Origin of the sequence: Microbacterium sp. Leaf151 (genome assembly GCF_001424225.1) — a bacterium.
GTDB lineage: Bacteria > Actinomycetota > Actinomycetes > Actinomycetales > Microbacteriaceae > Microbacterium.
Genome location: NZ_LMOR01000004.1, coordinates 389,300 through 406,114 on the forward strand (window position 1 = coordinate 389,300; position 16,815 = coordinate 406,114).

At 70.2% G+C, this 16,815-nt stretch carries 13 protein-coding genes; 6 read left to right on the top strand and 7 right to left on the bottom strand.

Annotated elements, in window-relative coordinates:
* Window positions 1-100: 100 nt before the first annotated feature.
* Window positions 101-1,135, top strand: coding sequence for a glycoside hydrolase family 76 protein (locus ASF76_RS12620; RefSeq protein ID WP_055958303.1), 1,035 nt, complete (start codon window positions 101-103; stop codon window positions 1,133-1,135).
* Here ASF76_RS12620 and ASF76_RS12625 read toward each other — a convergent pair.
* The gene (locus ASF76_RS12625) at window positions 1,125-2,585 is read right to left on the bottom strand and encodes a GuaB1 family IMP dehydrogenase-related protein (protein ID WP_055958306.1); all 1,461 of its coding nucleotides are present in this window, start codon (window positions 2,583-2,585) and stop codon (window positions 1,125-1,127) included. The genes ASF76_RS12620 and ASF76_RS12625 overlap by 11 nt on opposite strands.
* A gap of 171 nt (window positions 2,586-2,756) precedes the next feature.
* Between ASF76_RS12625 and ASF76_RS12630 the strand changes: the two genes are divergently transcribed.
* Entirely contained in the window at window positions 2,757-6,449 is a 3,693-nt protein-coding gene (locus tag ASF76_RS12630) for a multifunctional oxoglutarate decarboxylase/oxoglutarate dehydrogenase thiamine pyrophosphate-binding subunit/dihydrolipoyllysine-residue succinyltransferase subunit (protein ID WP_082485045.1), read from the top strand.
* Between the two features lie 120 nt (window positions 6,450-6,569).
* Here the strand turns inward: ASF76_RS12630 and ASF76_RS12635 are convergent, their stop codons facing one another.
* The 5 genes from ASF76_RS12635 to ASF76_RS12655 are packed head-to-tail and all read right to left on the bottom strand — an operon-like array spanning window position 6,570 to window position 12,619.
* On the bottom strand, window positions 6,570-7,871 hold the full coding sequence (locus ASF76_RS12635) for an esterase (protein ID WP_156459251.1): 1,302 nt from the start codon (window positions 7,869-7,871) through the stop codon (window positions 6,570-6,572).
* The gene (locus tag ASF76_RS12640; protein WP_055958312.1) at window positions 7,868-10,381 is read right to left on the bottom strand and encodes a bifunctional lysylphosphatidylglycerol flippase/synthetase MprF; all 2,514 of its coding nucleotides are present in this window, start codon (window positions 10,379-10,381) and stop codon (window positions 7,868-7,870) included. Before ASF76_RS12640 ends, ASF76_RS12635 begins: the two co-directional genes overlap by 4 nt.
* A 36-nt stretch (window positions 10,382-10,417) precedes the next feature.
* Window positions 10,418-11,722: a GNAT family N-acetyltransferase gene (locus tag ASF76_RS12645; protein WP_055958316.1), complete on the bottom strand. Its 1,305-nt coding sequence runs from the start codon at window positions 11,720-11,722 to the stop codon at window positions 10,418-10,420.
* A gap of 55 nt (window positions 11,723-11,777) precedes the next feature.
* Window positions 11,778-12,020 carry a zf-HC2 domain-containing protein gene (locus ASF76_RS12650; protein WP_055958319.1) on the bottom strand — a complete coding sequence of 81 codons (243 nt, stop codon included), beginning with the start codon at window positions 12,018-12,020 and terminating at the stop codon, window positions 11,778-11,780.
* Complete coding sequence (locus tag ASF76_RS12655; RefSeq protein WP_235561339.1) at window positions 12,017-12,619, bottom strand: sigma-70 family RNA polymerase sigma factor; 603 nt, start codon at window positions 12,617-12,619, stop codon at window positions 12,017-12,019. The genes ASF76_RS12650 and ASF76_RS12655 overlap by 4 nt, the downstream gene beginning before the upstream one ends.
* A 113-nt stretch (window positions 12,620-12,732) precedes the next feature.
* On the opposite strand from ASF76_RS12655, the gene aroA reads away from it, so the two are divergent.
* The 3 genes from aroA to bcp are packed head-to-tail and all read left to right on the top strand — an operon-like array spanning window position 12,733 to window position 15,621.
* Window positions 12,733-14,079 carry a 3-phosphoshikimate 1-carboxyvinyltransferase gene (aroA, locus tag ASF76_RS12660; protein WP_055958323.1) on the top strand — a complete coding sequence of 449 codons (1,347 nt, stop codon included), beginning with the start codon at window positions 12,733-12,735 and terminating at the stop codon, window positions 14,077-14,079.
* Window positions 14,080-14,092: 13 nt separating this feature from the next.
* Window positions 14,093-15,151: a ribosome small subunit-dependent GTPase A gene (rsgA, locus tag ASF76_RS12665; RefSeq protein WP_055958326.1), complete on the top strand. Its 1,059-nt coding sequence runs from the start codon at window positions 14,093-14,095 to the stop codon at window positions 15,149-15,151.
* Window positions 15,148-15,621: a thioredoxin-dependent thiol peroxidase gene (gene bcp / locus ASF76_RS12670; RefSeq protein WP_055958329.1), complete on the top strand. Its 474-nt coding sequence runs from the start codon at window positions 15,148-15,150 to the stop codon at window positions 15,619-15,621. The genes rsgA and bcp overlap by 4 nt, the downstream gene beginning before the upstream one ends.
* A gap of 174 nt (window positions 15,622-15,795) precedes the next feature.
* On the opposite strand, the gene ASF76_RS12675 is transcribed toward bcp, so the two are convergent.
* Entirely contained in the window at window positions 15,796-16,176 is a 381-nt protein-coding gene (locus ASF76_RS12675; RefSeq protein WP_055958332.1) for a hypothetical protein, read from the bottom strand.
* A 210-nt stretch (window positions 16,177-16,386) separates the two neighbouring features.
* Between ASF76_RS12675 and ASF76_RS12680 the strand changes: the two genes are divergently transcribed.
* Window positions 16,387-16,635, top strand: a complete 249-nt coding sequence (locus ASF76_RS12680; protein ID WP_013583608.1) for a WhiB family transcriptional regulator — start codon at window positions 16,387-16,389, stop codon at window positions 16,633-16,635.
* Window positions 16,636-16,815: the final 180 nt, after the last annotated feature.

Sequence of the window (16,815 nt, forward strand, 5' to 3'; positions counted from 1 at the left end):
ACAACTGGGAGGGTCGTCCATCGTGCGGATGATTCTATGGCAGCCACGGGCGACCGGCACCCGTTTCCCCCGCGCCCGACGGCCTGTGGAGGATGGGGGAATGGATGCGACATCTCCGGCGCAGGCACGCGCGCTTTCCGCCGAATCGGCCGTCGTCCGCCGCTACGTCCACCGTTACGGGCCGTTCGCGTGGGCGCACGCCGCGACGCCGGGCGTCGAGGGTTCGCGCACCTGGCACTACTGGTGGCACGCCCACCTGATCCACGTCTTCCACGACGCCGAGCAGCACCGACCCGATCCCCGGCGCAGGCGGCTCCTGCGCGCGCTGCACCGGGGTGTCACGTTGCGGACGCTGGGGCGCTGGACCACGCCGTTCTACGACGACGTCGCCTGGATGACCCTGGCGCTGCAGCACGAGGACCTGAACGACCGGCGCATCGACCGTCTCGTCCGGCGGCTCGACGAGGCCGTCGATCCCGCGGTCGGAGCGCTGCCCTGGGCGGTCGGCAGTGCGCTCTACAACGCCCCCGCCAACGGCCCCGCGGCGATCGCGCTGGCGCGGTCCGCGCACCGCGGATCGGCGATCGATCTCGACGCATGGGTCGCAGCGACCCTCGACGACCCGATCACGGGATTGGTGCGCGACGGCGTGGAAGACGGCATCGTCCGCCCCGAGCTGTGGACCTACAACCAGGGTGTCGCGATCGGCTCCGCGCTCGCCCTCGCAGAGGGCGCCCCCGACGCCGACGCCCGGGAGGCGCACGAGGCGCGAGCGGCATCGCTGGTCCACGCCGTCGCGCGCTGGTGCGCGGCCGAGGGAGGACTCTTCCTCTCTGCCGGTGGCGGAGACGGGGGGCTGTTCGCCGGCATCCTGGCCCGCTATCTCGCGGAGGCGGCGGTGTGGTTCGCCGACGACGGGGCGAATGACGAACACCGCGCCACGTCCCGCGCCGCGCGCGATCTCGTCCACCGCAACGCCGACGCGCTGTGGAACGGACGACGTGCGGGGTTGTTCGCCGCGGACCCCCGACGCGCAGCCCGCGCGGCCGGGGAAGACCTCGACCTCTCGGTGCAGCTGGGCGCGTGGATCACCCTCGAAGCGGACGTCGCCGTGTCGGGCCTCGTCACCAGCTGACGGGGAGCGCCTTTCCCTCTTCGTACCCGGCCGCGGACTGCAGGCCCACCCGGGCGCGCTCGTGGAACTGCGCGACGGTCGACGCGCCGGCGTACGTGAACGAGGAGCGCACCCCCGAGGTGATCATGTCGAGAAGGTCTTCGAGACCCGGGCGCTGCGGGTCGAGGTAGATGCGCGACGACGAGATCCCCTCGGCGAACAGTTCCTTGCGGGCCCGCTCGAACGGATCGAGGCGCTCGAATCGGCCCTGCACGGCCTTGGTGGATGCCATACCCCATGACTCCTTGTAGAGCAGGCCCGCATCGTCGGTCCGGAGCCGACCGGGAGACTCGATGGTGCCGGCGAACCACGACCCGATCATGACGGATGCCGCGCCTGCGGCCAGCGCCAGCGCGACGTCCCGGGGGTAGCGCACGCCGCCGTCGGCCCATACGTGCGCGCCGACGCTGCGCGCCGCCTCCGCCGTCTCGAGCACCGCGGAGAACTGCGGGCGCCCCACCGCGGTCATCATGCGTGTCGTGCACATGGCGCCGGGCCCCACGCCGACCTTCAGGATCGTCGCGCCGGCGTCGGTGAGGTCTCGTACCCCCTCGGCGGTCACGACGTTGCCGGCGGCGATCGGGATGCCCAGATCGAGAGCCGCGACCTCGCGGAGTGCGCGGAGCATCTGCGCCTGGTGCCCGTGTGCGGTGTCGACGACGAGGACGTCGACGCCGGCGGCCGCGAGCGCGCGCGCCTTGCCGGCGACGTCGCCGTTGATGCCGACGGCCGCGGCCACGATGAGACGTCCGTCGGCGTCGATGCCCGGACGGTAGACGGAGTCGCGCAAGGCGCTGCGCAGGGAGAGGGTCCCCACCACGCGGTCCCCGTCGACGACCGCGACGACGTCGGTGCCGGATTCCTCGATGAGCGCGAACACCGTCCGCGGGTCGCCCACGCGGTGCGCCTCGATCACGGGGGTCTCGCCGCGCGTGATGTCGCCGAGCGTGGCATCCAGAAGCGCCGTCGCCAGGCGGGGAGCAGGCACGATGCCGCGGAAGTCGGCGAGGTCGACGACGCCGCCCTCTCGGGTCTCGGCGACGATGATGCCGTGACCGGGTACCGGCGGCAGAAGGAGACGCGCGTCGGCCACCGTGGCGCCGGGAGGCAGCACGAGGGGTGCGTCCCAGGCCACCGGCCGCGACTTGACCCACTCGACCGCGTCGAGCAGGTCGGGCAGGGCGAGGTCCTGCGGGAGGACGCCGAGCCCGCCCCGACGCGCGAGGGCCGCGGCGAGCCGCGTTCCCGTCACCGAGTTCATGTTGGCCGAGACCAGCGGCAGGGTCGCCCCGCTCCCGTCGGCGGGGGCGAGATCCACATCGAGGCGGCTGCGCACCTCGGAATGACGCGGGACGAGGAACACGTCCGAGTACGTCAGGTCGACATCGGGCTGGGCACCGGAGAACTCCATGGTGTCCACCTCATCACACCAGCCGGATGAACGACCCGATGGCGATTCGAAAGTAAAGGCCCCGTAAAGGCCCGGGTCGCCCTCGGCAACCTCGGCTAGGCTGGCCCGAGCGCAGACGGCGACGTCTGTGCATCCACAGGAATCTTCATCGAGGAAAGCAGGCGATCGACTGTGTCGAGCCAGGTGACGGGCGTCGGTACTTCGAGCGAGGGCGAGTTCGGCGCGAACGAGTGGCTCGTAGACGAACTCTACGAACAGTTCAAAGTCGACAAGCACTCCGTAGACAAGGCCTGGTGGCCGATTCTGGAGGCGTACCACCCGGTCGTCGACGGGTCATCCGCCGCCGCTCCCCCGCCCTCGGCGCCGCCGGCGCAGGCGGTCTCCGAGCCCAAGCCCGTGACTGCCCCGATCCCGATCGTCGGCCAGGCACCGGTGGCGCGCACCACCGCGAAGCCCGCCAAGCCGCAGCCGATCCCTGCACAGGCGCCGAACGCCGTCCCCTCCGCGAGCTCCGAGAGCACCGAAGAAGATCGTGTGACGGTCCTGAAGGGCATGCCGAAGGCGCTGGCGTCCAACATGGACGACTCCCTGACGGTGCCCACCGCCACGAGCGTGCGCACCATCCCCGCGAAGCTGATGATCGACAACCGCATCGTCATCAACAACCACATGTCCCGCACGCGCGGCGGCAAGGTCAGCTTCACGCACCTCATCGGCTGGGCATTGATCCAGGCGCTGAAGGAGTTCCCGAGCCAGAACGTGTACTACGCCGAGATCGGCGGCAAGCCGTCGGTGGTGGCGCCCGCGCACATCAACCTCGGCATCGCGATCGACATGCCCAAGCCCGACGGCTCGCGCGCGCTGCTGGTGCCGAGCGTCAAGCGCGCCGACACGCTCACGTTCGGCGAGTTCCTCGCCTCGTATGAAGACCTCGTGCGCCGAGCCCGCGGCAACAAGCTCACCCCCGGCGACTTCCAGGGCACGACGGTATCGCTGACCAACCCCGGCGGCATCGGCACGGTCCATTCCGTTCCGCGTCTCATGCGCGGCCAGGGCGCCATCATCGGCGCCGGTGCGCTCGACTACCCCGCCGAGTTCCAGGGTGCGAGCGAGAAGACGCTCAACGAGCTGGCGATCGGCAAGACGATCACCCTGACGAGCACGTACGACCACCGCGTCATCCAGGGTGCGGGCTCGGGCGAGTTCCTCAAGAAGGTGCACGAGCTGCTCATCGGGCAGCGGGGCTTCTACGACGACATCTTCTCGGCGCTGCGCATCCCCTACGCCCCCATCCACTGGGCCGCCGACATCAGCGTCGACATCTCCGAGCGCATCGACAAGAGCGCTCGCGTGCAGGAGCTCATCAACTCCTTCCGCGTGCGCGGCCACCTCATGGCCGATATCGACCCGCTCGAGTACGTCCAGCGCACGCACCCCGACCTCGAGATCGAGCAACACGGCCTCACGTTCTGGGACCTCGACCGGGAGTTCGTCACCGGCGGTCTCGGCGGCAAGCGCGTCGCCAAGCTCCGTGACATCCTCGGCGTGCTGCGCGACTCGTACTGCCGCACCATGGGTGTGGAGTACATGCACATCCAAGACCCCGTGCAGCGCCAGTGGTTCCAGCGCAACGTCGAGGTCAAGTACACCAAGCCCGGTCACGACGAGCAGCTGCGGATCCTGTCCAAGCTCAACCAGGCCGAGGCGTTCGAGACGTTCCTGCAGACCAAGTACGTCGGTCAGAAGCGTTTCAGCCTCGAGGGCGGCGAGTCGCTCATCCCACTGCTCGACCAGATTCTGCAGGGCGCGGCCACGGTCGGCCTCGACGGGGCGGCGATCGGTATGGCCCACCGTGGTCGCCTGAACGTCCTCACCAACATCGCGGGAAAGACCTATGGTCACGTCTTCCGCGAGTTCGAGGGCGCGGTCGCCATCGGCAGCAAGCGCGGCTCGGGCGACGTGAAGTACCACCTCGGCACCGAGGGCACGTTCGTGGGCGACGCCGGTGACGAGTTGCCCGTGTACCTCGCCGCCAACCCCTCCCACCTCGAGACCGTCGACGGCGTGCTCGAGGGGATCGTCCGCGCCAAGCAGGACCGCAAGCCCATCGGCACCTTCTCGTGGCTGCCCATCCTCGTGCACGGTGACGCCGCGTTCGCGGGCCAGGGTGTCGTGGTCGAGACGCTGCAGATGTCGCAGCTGCGCGGTTACCGCACCGGCGGCACGATCCACGTCGTGGTCAACAACCAGGTCGGCTTCACCACCACGCCGAACGATGCGCGGACCTCGGTGTACGCCACCGACGTGGCGAAGACGATCCAGGCCCCGATCCTGCACGTGAACGGAGACGACCCCGAGGCCGTCGTCCGCGCGGCCGAGCTCGCGTTCCAGTACCGCGAGGAATTCCACCGCGACATCGTCATCGACCTGGTCTGCTACCGCCGACGCGGCCACAACGAGGGTGACGACCCCTCGATGACGCAGCCGCTGATGACGAACCTCATCGAGGCGAAGCGCTCCGTCCGCCGGTTGTACACCGAGTCTCTCGTCGGCCGTGGTGACATCACCGAAGACGAGTACGAGCAGGCGAAGCAGGACTTCCAGAACCGCCTCGAGGTGGCCTTCGCCGATACGCACGAGGCCGAGACGGGCGTCAACCCGGTCGTCACGATCGATGCAGCCGACGAGCCCGCCGTGGGTGCGCCCGAGACGACCGGAGTGTCGCGCGAGGTCGTGCAGCACATCGGTGACGCCTTCGTGAACAAGCCCGACGGCTTCACGGTGCACACCAAGCTGCAGCAGCTGCTCGACAAGCGATTCGACATGAGCCGCAACGGCAACATCGACTGGGCGTTCGGCGAGCTGCTCGCCTTCGGCTCCGTGCTGATGGAGGGCACCCCGGTGCGTCTCGCCGGGCAGGACTCGCGGCGCGGCACCTTCGTGCAGCGCCACTCGGTACTGCACGACCGCAGCAACGGGCAGGAGTGGCTGCCGCTGGCGAACCTCAGCGAGAACCAGGGACGCTTCTGGGTGTACGACTCGCTGCTCAGCGAGTACGCGGCCATGGCGTTCGAGTACGGCTACTCGGTCGAGCGCCCGGACGCGCTCGTGCTGTGGGAGGCCCAGTTCGGCGACTTCGCCAACGGCGCCCAGTCAGTCATCGACGAGTTCATCTCGTCAGCCGACCAGAAGTGGGCGCAGCAGTCGAGCGTCGTGCTGCTGCTCCCCCACGGCTACGAGGGCCAGGGTCCCGACCACTCGTCTGCACGCATCGAGCGTTACCTGCAGATGTGCGCGCAAGACAACATGATCGTCGCGCGTCCGTCGACCCCCGCGTCGTACTTCCACCTGCTGCGACGTCAGGCCTACCAGCGTCCGCGCCGCCCACTCGTGGTGTTCACGCCGAAGGCCATGCTGCGTCTGCGCGGAGCGACGAGCCCGGTCGAGAACTTCCTCGAGGGCCGGTTCGAGCCCGTGCTCGACGACGATCGCGGCATCGACCGCGGTGCCGTGAAGCGTGTGCTCCTGCACGCCGGCAAGATCCACTGGGATCTGCGCGCCGAGCTCGACAAGAACCCCAACCCCGAGATCGCCCTCGTGCGGGTCGAGCAGTACTACCCCGCCCCGATCGACGAGCTCAACCAGGTGCTCGCGCAGTACCCGAACGCCGAACTGGCGTGGGTGCAGGACGAGCCCGAGAACCAGGGTGCGTGGCCGTTCATCGCTCTCGAAGTCGCCGACCAGCTCGATGGTCGCCCGGTCCGCCGCATCTCGCGTGCGTCCGCCGCCTCCACGGCGACCGGCTCGCCGAAGGTGCACGCCAACGAGCACGCGGCGATCATGAAAGAAGCGCTCGGGAGCTGATACCCACCGCGAAAGGCCCGGTCGATGTCGGCCGGGCCTTTCGTCATGGCGTCGGGATGTGAGGCAGACACCGCCCGCGGGTAGGACGACACTGCGTCCGCCTCCGCAGAACGAACCGATTCAGGATGGCGGCGCGGCCAGCCCGAGCGTGGGCGCGAGCGCCGGGATCGCCCAGGCGAGGCTCGCATCGAGCGTCTCGCCCGTGTGCCCGCCCCCCTCCACGATGTAGGTCAGGGTCGTGAAGCCCGCGGCGTCGGCCGCCTGAGAGTTCGACAGCTGCCCGGGGCCGTATGTGGTGTCGGCACTGCCCCAGGTGAAGATCGCCGTGTGCCCGGCATAGGTCCCGGCGGGAGCGGCGCCCATGATGACCGACGGCTTGCCAGCCTGGAACGCGGCCGCATCGCCGTTGTACACGTCGGCGACGGTCTGGCCGACGTGCTCCGAACCCGGGAACTCGTTACCCATCACGTCGAGTATCTGTCCCCAGGTGTCGGGGTAGCGCGAGCCGTACATGGCCGCACACGACCCCCCGTTCGAGAAGCCGCCGATGGTCCAGTAGTGGCGGTCCGTGATGATGTTCAGGTTCTGTTCGGCCCACTGCGGCACGAGCTGGTTGATGTACGTCGCCACCGCTCCGTACTTCGCGGAGTCGACGCACGTGGGGTCGAGGTCGGGCGCGGTGAGCTGGTCGACCACGACGGCGATCGGGGCGAGCCCCTTGTTCGCGGCCGCGAACGCGTCGAGCGCCTTCGCCAAAGGAGTGGGGTCGGGCGAGCCGGGCTGACCCATCATGAACACCAGCAGGGGCAGGGCCGGCGGGTTGGCGACCTGAGCCGCGGGGGGAAGGTACAGCGACGCGTCACGTGCGGCGTACTGCCCGGTGGGGATCTTGGTGCCGCCGGTCAGCGCGCTGACCGATCCCTTCGCGGGCATGTCGGCGGGCGGCTGCCACGTCTGGTACAGAGTCGCGGGATCACCGGCGGCGGCGCTCTGCTGCGGCAGCGACGCCGGGTCGAGCGCCTGTACGCCGAGGATCGCGGCGAGGTTGTGCGTCACTCCGTACGCCGCGTTGACACCGAGGATGCCGGCCAGAAGCGCCGAGACGACCGTCACGACGCCCACGACCCGGCGCACCCAGGGGCTGCGGAAGATCCCGACGATGCCGACGGCGATGGCGGCGACCGCTCCGGACGCCCACCAGATCGCCGCGCCCGGCAGCGGGCCCTGGAAAGTGTCCATCGCCTCGAGGATCTTCGCGACGACGAACATCACGACCCCCGCCGCGGCCGCGATCGAGAGCGTGAGGACGACGCGTCGGTGCGGCCGTACGATCACGACGATCACTCCGAGAACGGCGACGGCAGCGCTGACGAGCAGGAGCGGTGAGTCGATCAGTTCGAGCGACAGGATGAATCTGTTCACCGACGCCCCTCCCACGCTGTCCGCGCCAACGCGACCATCTCCCGTCGCGAGGCGTCGGGCAGGTAGGCGCGACCGACGGCGGCCCCGATGCCCGGCAGCTCCAGCGGGTCGCGGTAGGCCAGGGCGAGCGGGCGGTACCGCGGGCGGAACTTGCCCTTGAAACGGAACAGCGACGCGAAGCCGTACGCCGGCTCCAGTACCTCGGCGAGCCAGCGCAGCAGCGCACGCAGCGGCGCGGGATCGCCCTCCACCGCTTCGTCCGGGTCGTCTGCGAGCGGGGCACCCGACAGGCTCAGCACCATGGCCCCCTCTTCTTGCAGCTGCAGAGCGGCCTTGGCGATGAGGAACTCCATCATCCCGTTCGGACCGTCGGTGCGGCGTCGCATGAAGTCGAGGGTCCACCCCGTGATCTCGCCGTCGATCCAGCTCGGCATCCAGCTCGTGACCGCCTCGATGCGCTCATCGGGACCGACGGCGAGCAGAAGCCGCACGTCTCGGTCGCGCAGCTCGTCGAGGGACCCCAGCGTGAAGCCCATCTCGGGCAGCGCCCGATCGGCGACCCACTCCTCGTCGATGGCGACGACCTGCGACGCCTGCGACACGGTGAGCTCGTGCCACCGCGACCAGACGGCCGTGTAGCCCTCCCGCTCGGCACGGGTGAGGGGCTGACGCACCTTCTGCCAGGTCTTGCCCGCGAAGGTGAGCCCCGGTAGATCCATCACGGTCTCGACGCCGACCGGCACGTGCCGCCACCCCAGGTCGACGAGGTCGTGCAGGGTGTCCGCGTGCACGCTGTAGAACGCGGGGATCCACCCGTGCTCGACGCAGTAGTCGGTGAAGCCTCGCAGGGCCTCGGGGCGCCGGCCGACCGGCGCGAGGGGATCGGCGACCGCGAGAGCGACGTCGCCGGAGAGCCGATAGGCGACGGCGCACTCTCCGTCCTCGGAGTACCAGTGACGGTTGCCCGCCCAGGTGCCCAGGAAACCGAGAGTGTCGCTGCCGCGACGGAGCAGCTCGCGGTACCGGCCCTCGTCGCCCGCGTCGGGGCGCTGCACACGGCGGTAGAGCCACAGGATCGACGCCACCACGATGATCCAGAACAACACGCCGATCCACTGGTACGCGAAGAGGGCGGGGCCGCTGTGGGGGAACGCTGTCGAGCCGCCCGGATGGGTGAACGCGGGCGGCAGGAAACGTCGCAACGTCACCGAGAGAAGGTCGAAGAAGGAGACGTCGCGGTCGAACGCGCGTTTGCCGATGGCCTCGACGAGGAAGAGCGTCGTCGCGCAGGCGAAGAACGCCAGAGCGAGCACGACGGCCACGCTCTTCGCGGCCTTCGGCGTCGCACGCACCGAGAACCGCGCGCGGGCGACGACCAGCGCCGCCGCGAGCACGAGTGGGATGACCACGCTCGCGATCGCCCACAGGACGTACTCCGCGCCACTGCCGTCGACCCAGGGGTCGATGCGCAGGCGACCGTCGGCGAGGGAGACGAGGGGAAGGACGGCGGATGCCACGAGCACGAACACCGCGACGACCCACGCCGCGCGACGGCCCTGTCGCAGCCCCCACGCCGCCACCAACAGCAGGACGAGCGGGGTGATGGCCAACAGGGCCGGCCCGGCGCCGCGCGTCATCAGGAGGGCCACCTGTTCGTCGCACACCGACGCCGCGACCGTTCCGCACTGGGCGAGCACCTCGTCGTCGTACTGGGTGTAGGCGTCGACGACGAGAGAGAGCGGGCCACGACCGCCGCCGCTGACCAACGCGACGATCGGCCCGCTGCCGACCACGGCGACCAGCAGTGCCAGCAGCGTGCGGCTCTCCCTCGTCGAGCTGCGGTGCCACGATCGCCGCTCGCGCCCCCGCGCGAGGACGGCGCCTAGCGCGAGGCCGATCGCCGCGGCCGTGAGACGGTACCAGGAGTCGGCGTCGCCCGCGTACAGGGCGAAGAGAGCGAGCAGCGCGAAGCCCACCAAGCGCAGTCGGCGTCGCCAGAGCGTGGTCGCGAACGCCGAAGCCGCCATGACCGCGCCGGCGATGGGTGTCGTCGGGTCGAGTACGGGGACTTCGGCCGCCACGACGGGTCGGAGGTCGGTCACCGTCCACGCCACGGCATGCAGGCCGATGCCCACGAGGAGCCCTGCCACGCCCGTCACGGCCAGCAGCAGCGCCGTACGGCGCGATCCCAGCAGACGCTCACCGTAGGCGAGCACCGTGAGGGCGAGCAGCACGGAGGCCGCGGCATCGATAGCCGAGTCCGGCACGACGAGCGCGGTGAGGATCGTCCACCACCGGCCGCTCGCGAACGTGGCCAACGGCCCCGCACCCCAGACGAGAGCTCCCCCGTCGTTCCACAGCGACCCGGTCACGGCAGCCGCGGCGATGACGATGACGGCCGCGCTGACGGCGACGGGATTGCGGGCGAGGTACCGGCGGAGGTAGGGACCCGCCGCTCGCAGCCGCGAGGGCGTACGCGCGCCGGGCGCGGCTGGTGCTGTTTCGGACATCGGCGAAAGCCTACGAGCAAAGCTGGGCGGAGGGCATCAGTACCAGATGTCGAGAAGCGGAGTCATAGACGGCGCAAAGGAACGGTCGATCGCCGCAAGGACCCCGGTGTGCCCCGAGACGATCCCCGCCGCGGCCAGCTCGGTGGCGCGCGCACCGCCGAGCAGGATGGATCCGAGGGCGTTGACGGTCATCTCGACGTCGACCGAGTCGCCGTCGGAGACGGGTTCGACCACGGCCTCGCCGTCGTCGCCGATGACCAGGCGCCACGCGCCGTCGGCGAACCCGAGCGGATCGGTGACGCGCACAGCAACTCGCAGCGGCGCGGCGTAGGCGCGCGAGGCGAGGGCGTGCGGCACGTCGAGGACCCGCAGCCACTGGTGGTCGGTGAGTGTCGCCGTGACCGCGCGGCGGTCGGTCACCATCCACTGCACGGGCGGCACGGGCGCCTGCAACCAGGCCTTCACCGTGCCCACCAGGTCGTGCTCGAGGACGAACCGCCATAGGGCGGCATAGGCATCGGGCGACTCCGCGAAGAGCGCGCGCACGGAGAGGTCGTGTGCGGCGAAATCATCGCGGTCGGCGATCGTGTAAACGACGATGCCGCGTTCCACCCCGTCGGTGTCGCGGTATGCCACGGCGCGCACCTTCTCGCCCTCTTTATCGCCGGGCGCGACACCCGCGATCCCCCGCCAACGGCCGTCCCACCCGGGAACCGACCCGGGGCGCTGCCGCCGCACGCGCTCGTGAACGGCGCTCACCCGATCGGCGAGGCCGTCACGCGGGACGAAGTCGAGCCGTCCGGTGGGGGTCGGACCCGTCCAGCGGGCACGGGTGGTGTCGACCTCGACATCGGAGGCCCAGGTAGCCGGTGAGAAGCCCCAGCGGCCGTAGATGGTCGCCTCGGTCACGGTCAGGCCCGCGAGGGCGAACCCGGCAGCCGCGGCGGTGCGCAGTTCGCCACCCAGCATCGCCCGGGCGATCCCGCGACGCCGATGAGTCGGCGCCACCGTCACGGCGCTGATGGCCCAGAGGTCGGTCTGCCGCCCCGGCGACGTGGTGAGCTCGGTGGCCCAAGAGTCGACCGTACCCACGGGCACTCCGGGCTCCACCCCGTCGCGGTCGTAGACCGCGGTGAGCCGGCGGGTGCGCAGCGTCAGGCGGGCGTTCTCGGCTTCGTCGTCGGTGGACTCCCCGCCGAGGAAACCTCGCGCCACGGCCCGTTGGAACGGGCGATACGCATCGCCGTCGGCATCCACCCGGGCGTAGTCGAGCCCGGAGGCCGCGAGGTCAGCGGCGGAGGTCTGGTCGAGGGGCAGCGTCAAGGGGTCGATGGATGCCATGATCCCCAGCCTACGGACACCTACCGACACCCACCCGAGGGCACCGCGGGAGGGGTCAGTGGGTGGCCTGGATCGCCCGCAGACGCGTCAGCACCTGATCGCGCAGCTCGTCGGGAGCGGTCTCTTTGCACGCCCGCGCCACCACGTCGGTCAGGGTGCGCGCCACGAGGGCCTCGTCCTGGCATCCGGGGCAGTTCTCGAGGTGCTGACGGATGTCGCTCGCCTCGGTCTTGCAGACCTCGTTGCGGAGGTATTCCTCCAGATCGCGCCGTGCCTTGTCGCAGCCGCAGTCGCTCATTTCGTCTCTCCCGTCGCGGCCTTGATGCCGCGCTCCTTGGCGTAGTCCGACAGCAGGTCGCGCAGCAGCCGCCGGCCGCGGTGCAGACGGCTCATGACCGTGCCGATCGGAGTCTTCATGATGTCGGCGATCTCCTGGTAGGCGAAGCCCTCGACGTCCGCGAGGTACACCGCCATCCGGAAATCTTCGGGGATCGACTGCAGGGCGTCTTTCACGACGGATGCCGGCATGTGGTCGATCGCTTCGGCCTCGGCCGAACGTGCGCTGCTCGCGGTGGTCGACTCGGCACCGCCGAGCTGCCAGTCCTCGAGGTCGTCGATGGCGCTCTGGTACGGCTCGCGCTGCTTCTTGCGGTACGTGTTGATGTACGTGTTCGTCAGGATGCGGTACAGCCACGCCTTCAGGTTCGTCCCCTGTGCGAACGACGCCCACGATCCGAAGGCCTTCACGAAGGTCTCCTGCACGAGGTCCGCCGCATCGGCGGGATTGCGGGTCATCCGCATCGCCGCGGCATAGAGCTGGTCCATGAAGGGCAGAGCCTGCTCTTCGAACTGTGCGCGCGGCTCGACCTGCGAGCCCGCTTCTGCGGTGTCGTCCATCGCGCGCCAGTCTACGTCGGGCATGTCGAAGGCCGCCGGGGTGCTCGCCGGCGGGCTGTCGCGCTCGAGAAGTGCGGTCACGTGTCGTCCCCCTTTCAGTAGGCTAGGAACCGATGACTCCGCTCGGATATTCCCTCTCCGCCGCCACGCCCCGCGGCGCGTGGGACGCGCCTGTCGCCGCCGGTCCCATGGATGCCACGGTGACCGTGCCGGGTTCGAAGTCGCTGACGAATCGCGAGCTCGTGCTCGCCGCGATCGCCGACGGCCCGGGCACGCTGCATGCCCCTTTGCACTCCGACGACTCCGCACGCATGATCGACTCCCTCCGGGCGCTCGGCGTGGGCATCGACGAGATCGACACCGAATCCCCCTTCGGTCCCGACCTGCTGATCACTCCCCCGTCGTCGTTCCTCGGCGGCACCACGGTGGACTGCGGTCAAGCCGGCACCGTCATGCGCTTCGTCACCCCCCTGGCGGGCTTCGCACGAGGCGACGTGCATGTCACCGCGCACGAGAGCGCCCTGCACCGCCCGATGGGCGCGATGATCCGGGCGCTGCGCGATGTCGGTGTCGACATCGACGACGGCGGCCACTGGGCTCTGCCCTTCTCCGTCCGGGGACACGGTCACGTGCGCGGCGGCGAGGTCGAGATCGATGCGAGTCAGTCGAGTCAGTTCGTCTCGGGTCTCCTCCTGGCAGCTCCCCGCTTCGACGTGGGCCTACGGCTGCGCCACGTCGGCTCGCGGCTTCCGAGCGTCCCGCACATCGACATGACCGTCGAGGCACTCGCCCACCGCGCCGTCCACGTGGAGCGACCGGCTCCGGGCGAGTGGATCGTGCCCGCGGGTCCGGTCCGGGCCAAGGACGTCGCGATCGAGCCCGATCTCTCCAATGCCTCGCCCTTCCTGGCCGCGGCGATGGTCGCCGGCGGCTCGGTCACGGTCACGGGCTGGCCTCTCCACAGCACCCAACCCGGCGCGCTCCTCGTCGACATCCTCGCCGAGATGGGTGCGCGCGTCAGCCGCCGCGGCGGTGCCCTCACCGTCGCCGCGGGAGACGAAGGCATCCTGGGTGTCGAACTCGACCTCTCCGCCGCGGGCGAACTCGCCCCTACGCTCTTCGGTCTTGCGGCTTTCGCCGACGGCCCCACGACCCTGCACGGCATCGGTCACATCCGCGGGCACGAGACCGATCGCATCGCCGCCCTCGTCGGCAACCTGCGCGCGCTCGGCGGCGAGGCCCACGAGCTCGAAGACGGCATCCGCATCGTCCCGCGCGCCCTGGTCGGCGGCGAGTGGAAGGCCCACCACGACCATCGCCTGGCCACGACGGGCGCCCTGATCGGGCTCCGCGTCCCCGGCGTGCAGGTCGACGACATCAGAACGACGGCCAAGACCCTCCCCCAGTTCGCCGCGCTCTGGCATGCCATGCTCGGCACCGACGCCTCGGTCGACGCGTGAGTAAGACAGACGCGTGAGCTGGCTCGCCGACGACGACGACGACGATCTCGCCTACGACGAGTCGTCGATCCGGTCGCGACCGAACCCCAAGGCGAACCGGCCGCGCACCAAGCGTCGCCCGGCCCACGCCGACGCGCAGATCGCCCGGGTCCTGGGCGTCGACCGCGGCCGTTACACCGTGCTCGTCGACGAGGACGGCCCCGACGAGCGCCGCATGCTCGCGACCCGCGCCCGCGAACTCCGCAAGCAGCCGATCGTCAACGGCGACCGAGCACGGGTCGTCGGCGACCTGACGGGCGGCGAGGGCACGCTCGGCCGCATCGTCGGCATCGAGGAGCGAACGTCGCTCCTCCGCCGCAGCGCCGACGACACCGACCAGGTCGAGCGGGTGATCGTCGCCAACGCGGACCAGATGTTGATCGTGGTCGCCGCAGCTGACCCGGAGCCCCGCGAAAGGCTCGTCGACCGCTACCTCGTCGCCGCCCTCGACGCCGGTATCCGTCCCCTCCTCGTGGTGACCAAGACCGACCTGGCCGACCCGACCGAGTTCCTCGCGCACTTCACCGGCATCGATCTGCGCGTCTTCACCAGCGCACAGGGCGCCATGCCGCTGGACGAGATCGGCGAAGCGATCGCCGGGCACTCCACCGTCTTCGTGGGACACTCCGGCGTCGGAAAGTCCACGCTCGTCAACGCGCTGACCGGCTCGGAGCGTGCGATCGGGCATGTGAACGTGGTCACCGGTCGGGGGCGGCACACGTCGTCGTCGGCCGTCTCCCTGCGCTATCGGGGACCTGCCGGATCAGGCTGGGTCATCGACACCCCGGGCGTACGCTCGTTCGGTCTCGGCCACGTGGATCCCGCCCACGTGCTCGGCGCCTTCACCGACCTCGCCGAGGCGGCCGAAGACTGCCCGCGAGGCTGCACCCACCTTCCCGACGCGCCGGACTGCGCGATCGCCGAGGCCGTGGCATCCGGTCGCCTGGGCCCCGGAGCCGCGGCGCGCCTGGACTCCCTGCACCGGCTGCTGACGACGTTCCAAGCGATCGAGCGTTCTAGGCTGGAGGGGTGACGAACCTCGACAAGGGCGACACCGCCCCCGACTTCACCCTTCTCGACCAAGACGAGCACCCCGTCTCGCTGAGCGACTTCCGTGGCCGCCGCGTGATCCTGTACTTCTACCCGGCCGCCCAGACCCCCGGCTGCACGACCCAGGCGTGCGACTTCCGCGACAGCCTGGCCTCCCTGCAGGGAGCCGGGTACACGGTTCTCGGTCTCTCTCGTGACACCCCTGAGAAGCTCCGGGCGTTCCGCGACAGCGACGGCCTCACCTTCCCCCTGCTCAGCGATCCCGAGCACACGGTGCACGAGGCGTACGGCGCGTGGGGCGAGAAGCAGAACTACGGCAAGACCGTGACCGGCGTGCTGCGCTCGACCTTCGTCGTCGACGAGGACGGCAAGATCGTCGAGGCGCTCTACAACGTCAAGGCCACCGGCCACGTCGCGCGTTTGCGCAAGACGCTCGGCCTCGCCGCCGCCTGAGCCCCTCCCGCCTCGAACCCCGCCATCGCCCTCGCGATCGGCGGGGTTCTCGCAACAGCACGGGACCACCGGGGACGGGCACTGCGAACGGCGGCGACGGCGTGCCGCGACGGGCGACAAACGATGTGAATCCCGGGCCGAGGGGAGCTGCGCTCGCGGGGCTTCGAAGAGGTCTCAGTCGTCGTCGCGACGCCGCGGTGCGGCACGCCGCACGGCCAGCACGAGCACAACCAGCCCGATGACCGCGGGGAGGGCGATGAGCGCGGCGGCGGTGGGGGCGGCCCACTCGCCGGTGACGGCGCCGATGGCGACCGACAGGATCAGCAGCTGCGTCACGATGCCGCCCGAGCGTGCCGCGGAGGCGTCGCGCGCTGTCCCGACGCCGAACGCGCCGACGATGGCCGCGCCGATGAGGGTCAGGACGATGAGGGCGATCGAGCTCACCACCGAGTCGGTGTCACCGCCGATGAGCGCGACGACCTGCCATCCGGCGAGAGCCAGGATGCCGAGGGCCTCGAGTCCGAGGAGCGCGGAGGCCGCGAGTCGAATCGGCATCCGAAACCCTCCGACGGGCGCCGCTGGCGCGTTACGATCCGGAAACCTGCCGGTTACCTCTTGATCAGGCCGAAACGCTATGGGAGCATGGAACAAGCCGTGTGCTCCCACAGCGAAGTGGGGCGAGCAATCGCTCGCGTTCCCACCAGGGTACCGGACCCGATAGCCGGTGCCGAATCGACCAAAATTTCTGTTACAAGGAGCACCCCTATGGATTGGCGCGACAAAGCAGCCTGCCTGACAGTCGACCCCGAGCTGTTCTTCCCCGTCGGCAACACCGGCCCCGCGGTCGACCAGATCGAAAAGGCCAAGTCGGTCTGCGCACGCTGCACCGTCACCGAGGTCTGCCTGCAGTACGCCCTCGAATCCGGGCAGGATTCGGGCGTGTGGGGCGGTCTGAGCGAAGATGAGCGTCGCGCCCTGAAGCGTCGCGCCGCCCGCGCACGCCGCGCCTCCTGACCCACGGCATCCGTCGTTCGAAGAAGCCCATCCCCGCGGGGTGGGCTTCTTCGCGTGCCGCGACCGTCAGGCCCGGCGACCGCGCGGACCCGAGGAGCTTGGTGCGCCGCGAACGAATGCGATCAGCGGGGGCACACGGCGAGAAACGCGGTCGGCGGGGTCATGCCGCGCGGACCGCGG

Coding starts and splice junctions, on each gene's coding strand:
- ASF76_RS12620 (WP_055958303.1), top strand. CDS start 101: ATGGATGCGACATCTCCGGCGCAGGCACGCGCGCTTTCCGCCGAATCG.
- ASF76_RS12625 (WP_055958306.1), bottom strand. CDS start 2,585: ATGGAGTTCTCCGGTGCCCAGCCCGATGTCGACCTGACGTACTCGGAC.
- ASF76_RS12640 (WP_055958312.1), bottom strand. CDS start 10,381: ATGTCCGAAACAGCACCAGCCGCGCCCGGCGCGCGTACGCCCTCGCGG.
- ASF76_RS12645 (WP_055958316.1), bottom strand. CDS start 11,722: ATGGCATCCATCGACCCCTTGACGCTGCCCCTCGACCAGACCTCCGCC.
- ASF76_RS12650 (WP_055958319.1), bottom strand. CDS start 12,020: ATGAGCGACTGCGGCTGCGACAAGGCACGGCGCGATCTGGAGGAATAC.
- ASF76_RS12655 (WP_235561339.1), bottom strand. CDS start 12,619: ATGGACGACACCGCAGAAGCGGGCTCGCAGGTCGAGCCGCGCGCACAG.
- aroA (WP_055958323.1), top strand. CDS start 12,733: ATGACTCCGCTCGGATATTCCCTCTCCGCCGCCACGCCCCGCGGCGCG.
- ASF76_RS12675 (WP_055958332.1), bottom strand. CDS start 16,176: ATGCCGATTCGACTCGCGGCCTCCGCGCTCCTCGGACTCGAGGCCCTC.
- ASF76_RS12680 (WP_013583608.1), top strand. CDS start 16,387: ATGGATTGGCGCGACAAAGCAGCCTGCCTGACAGTCGACCCCGAGCTG.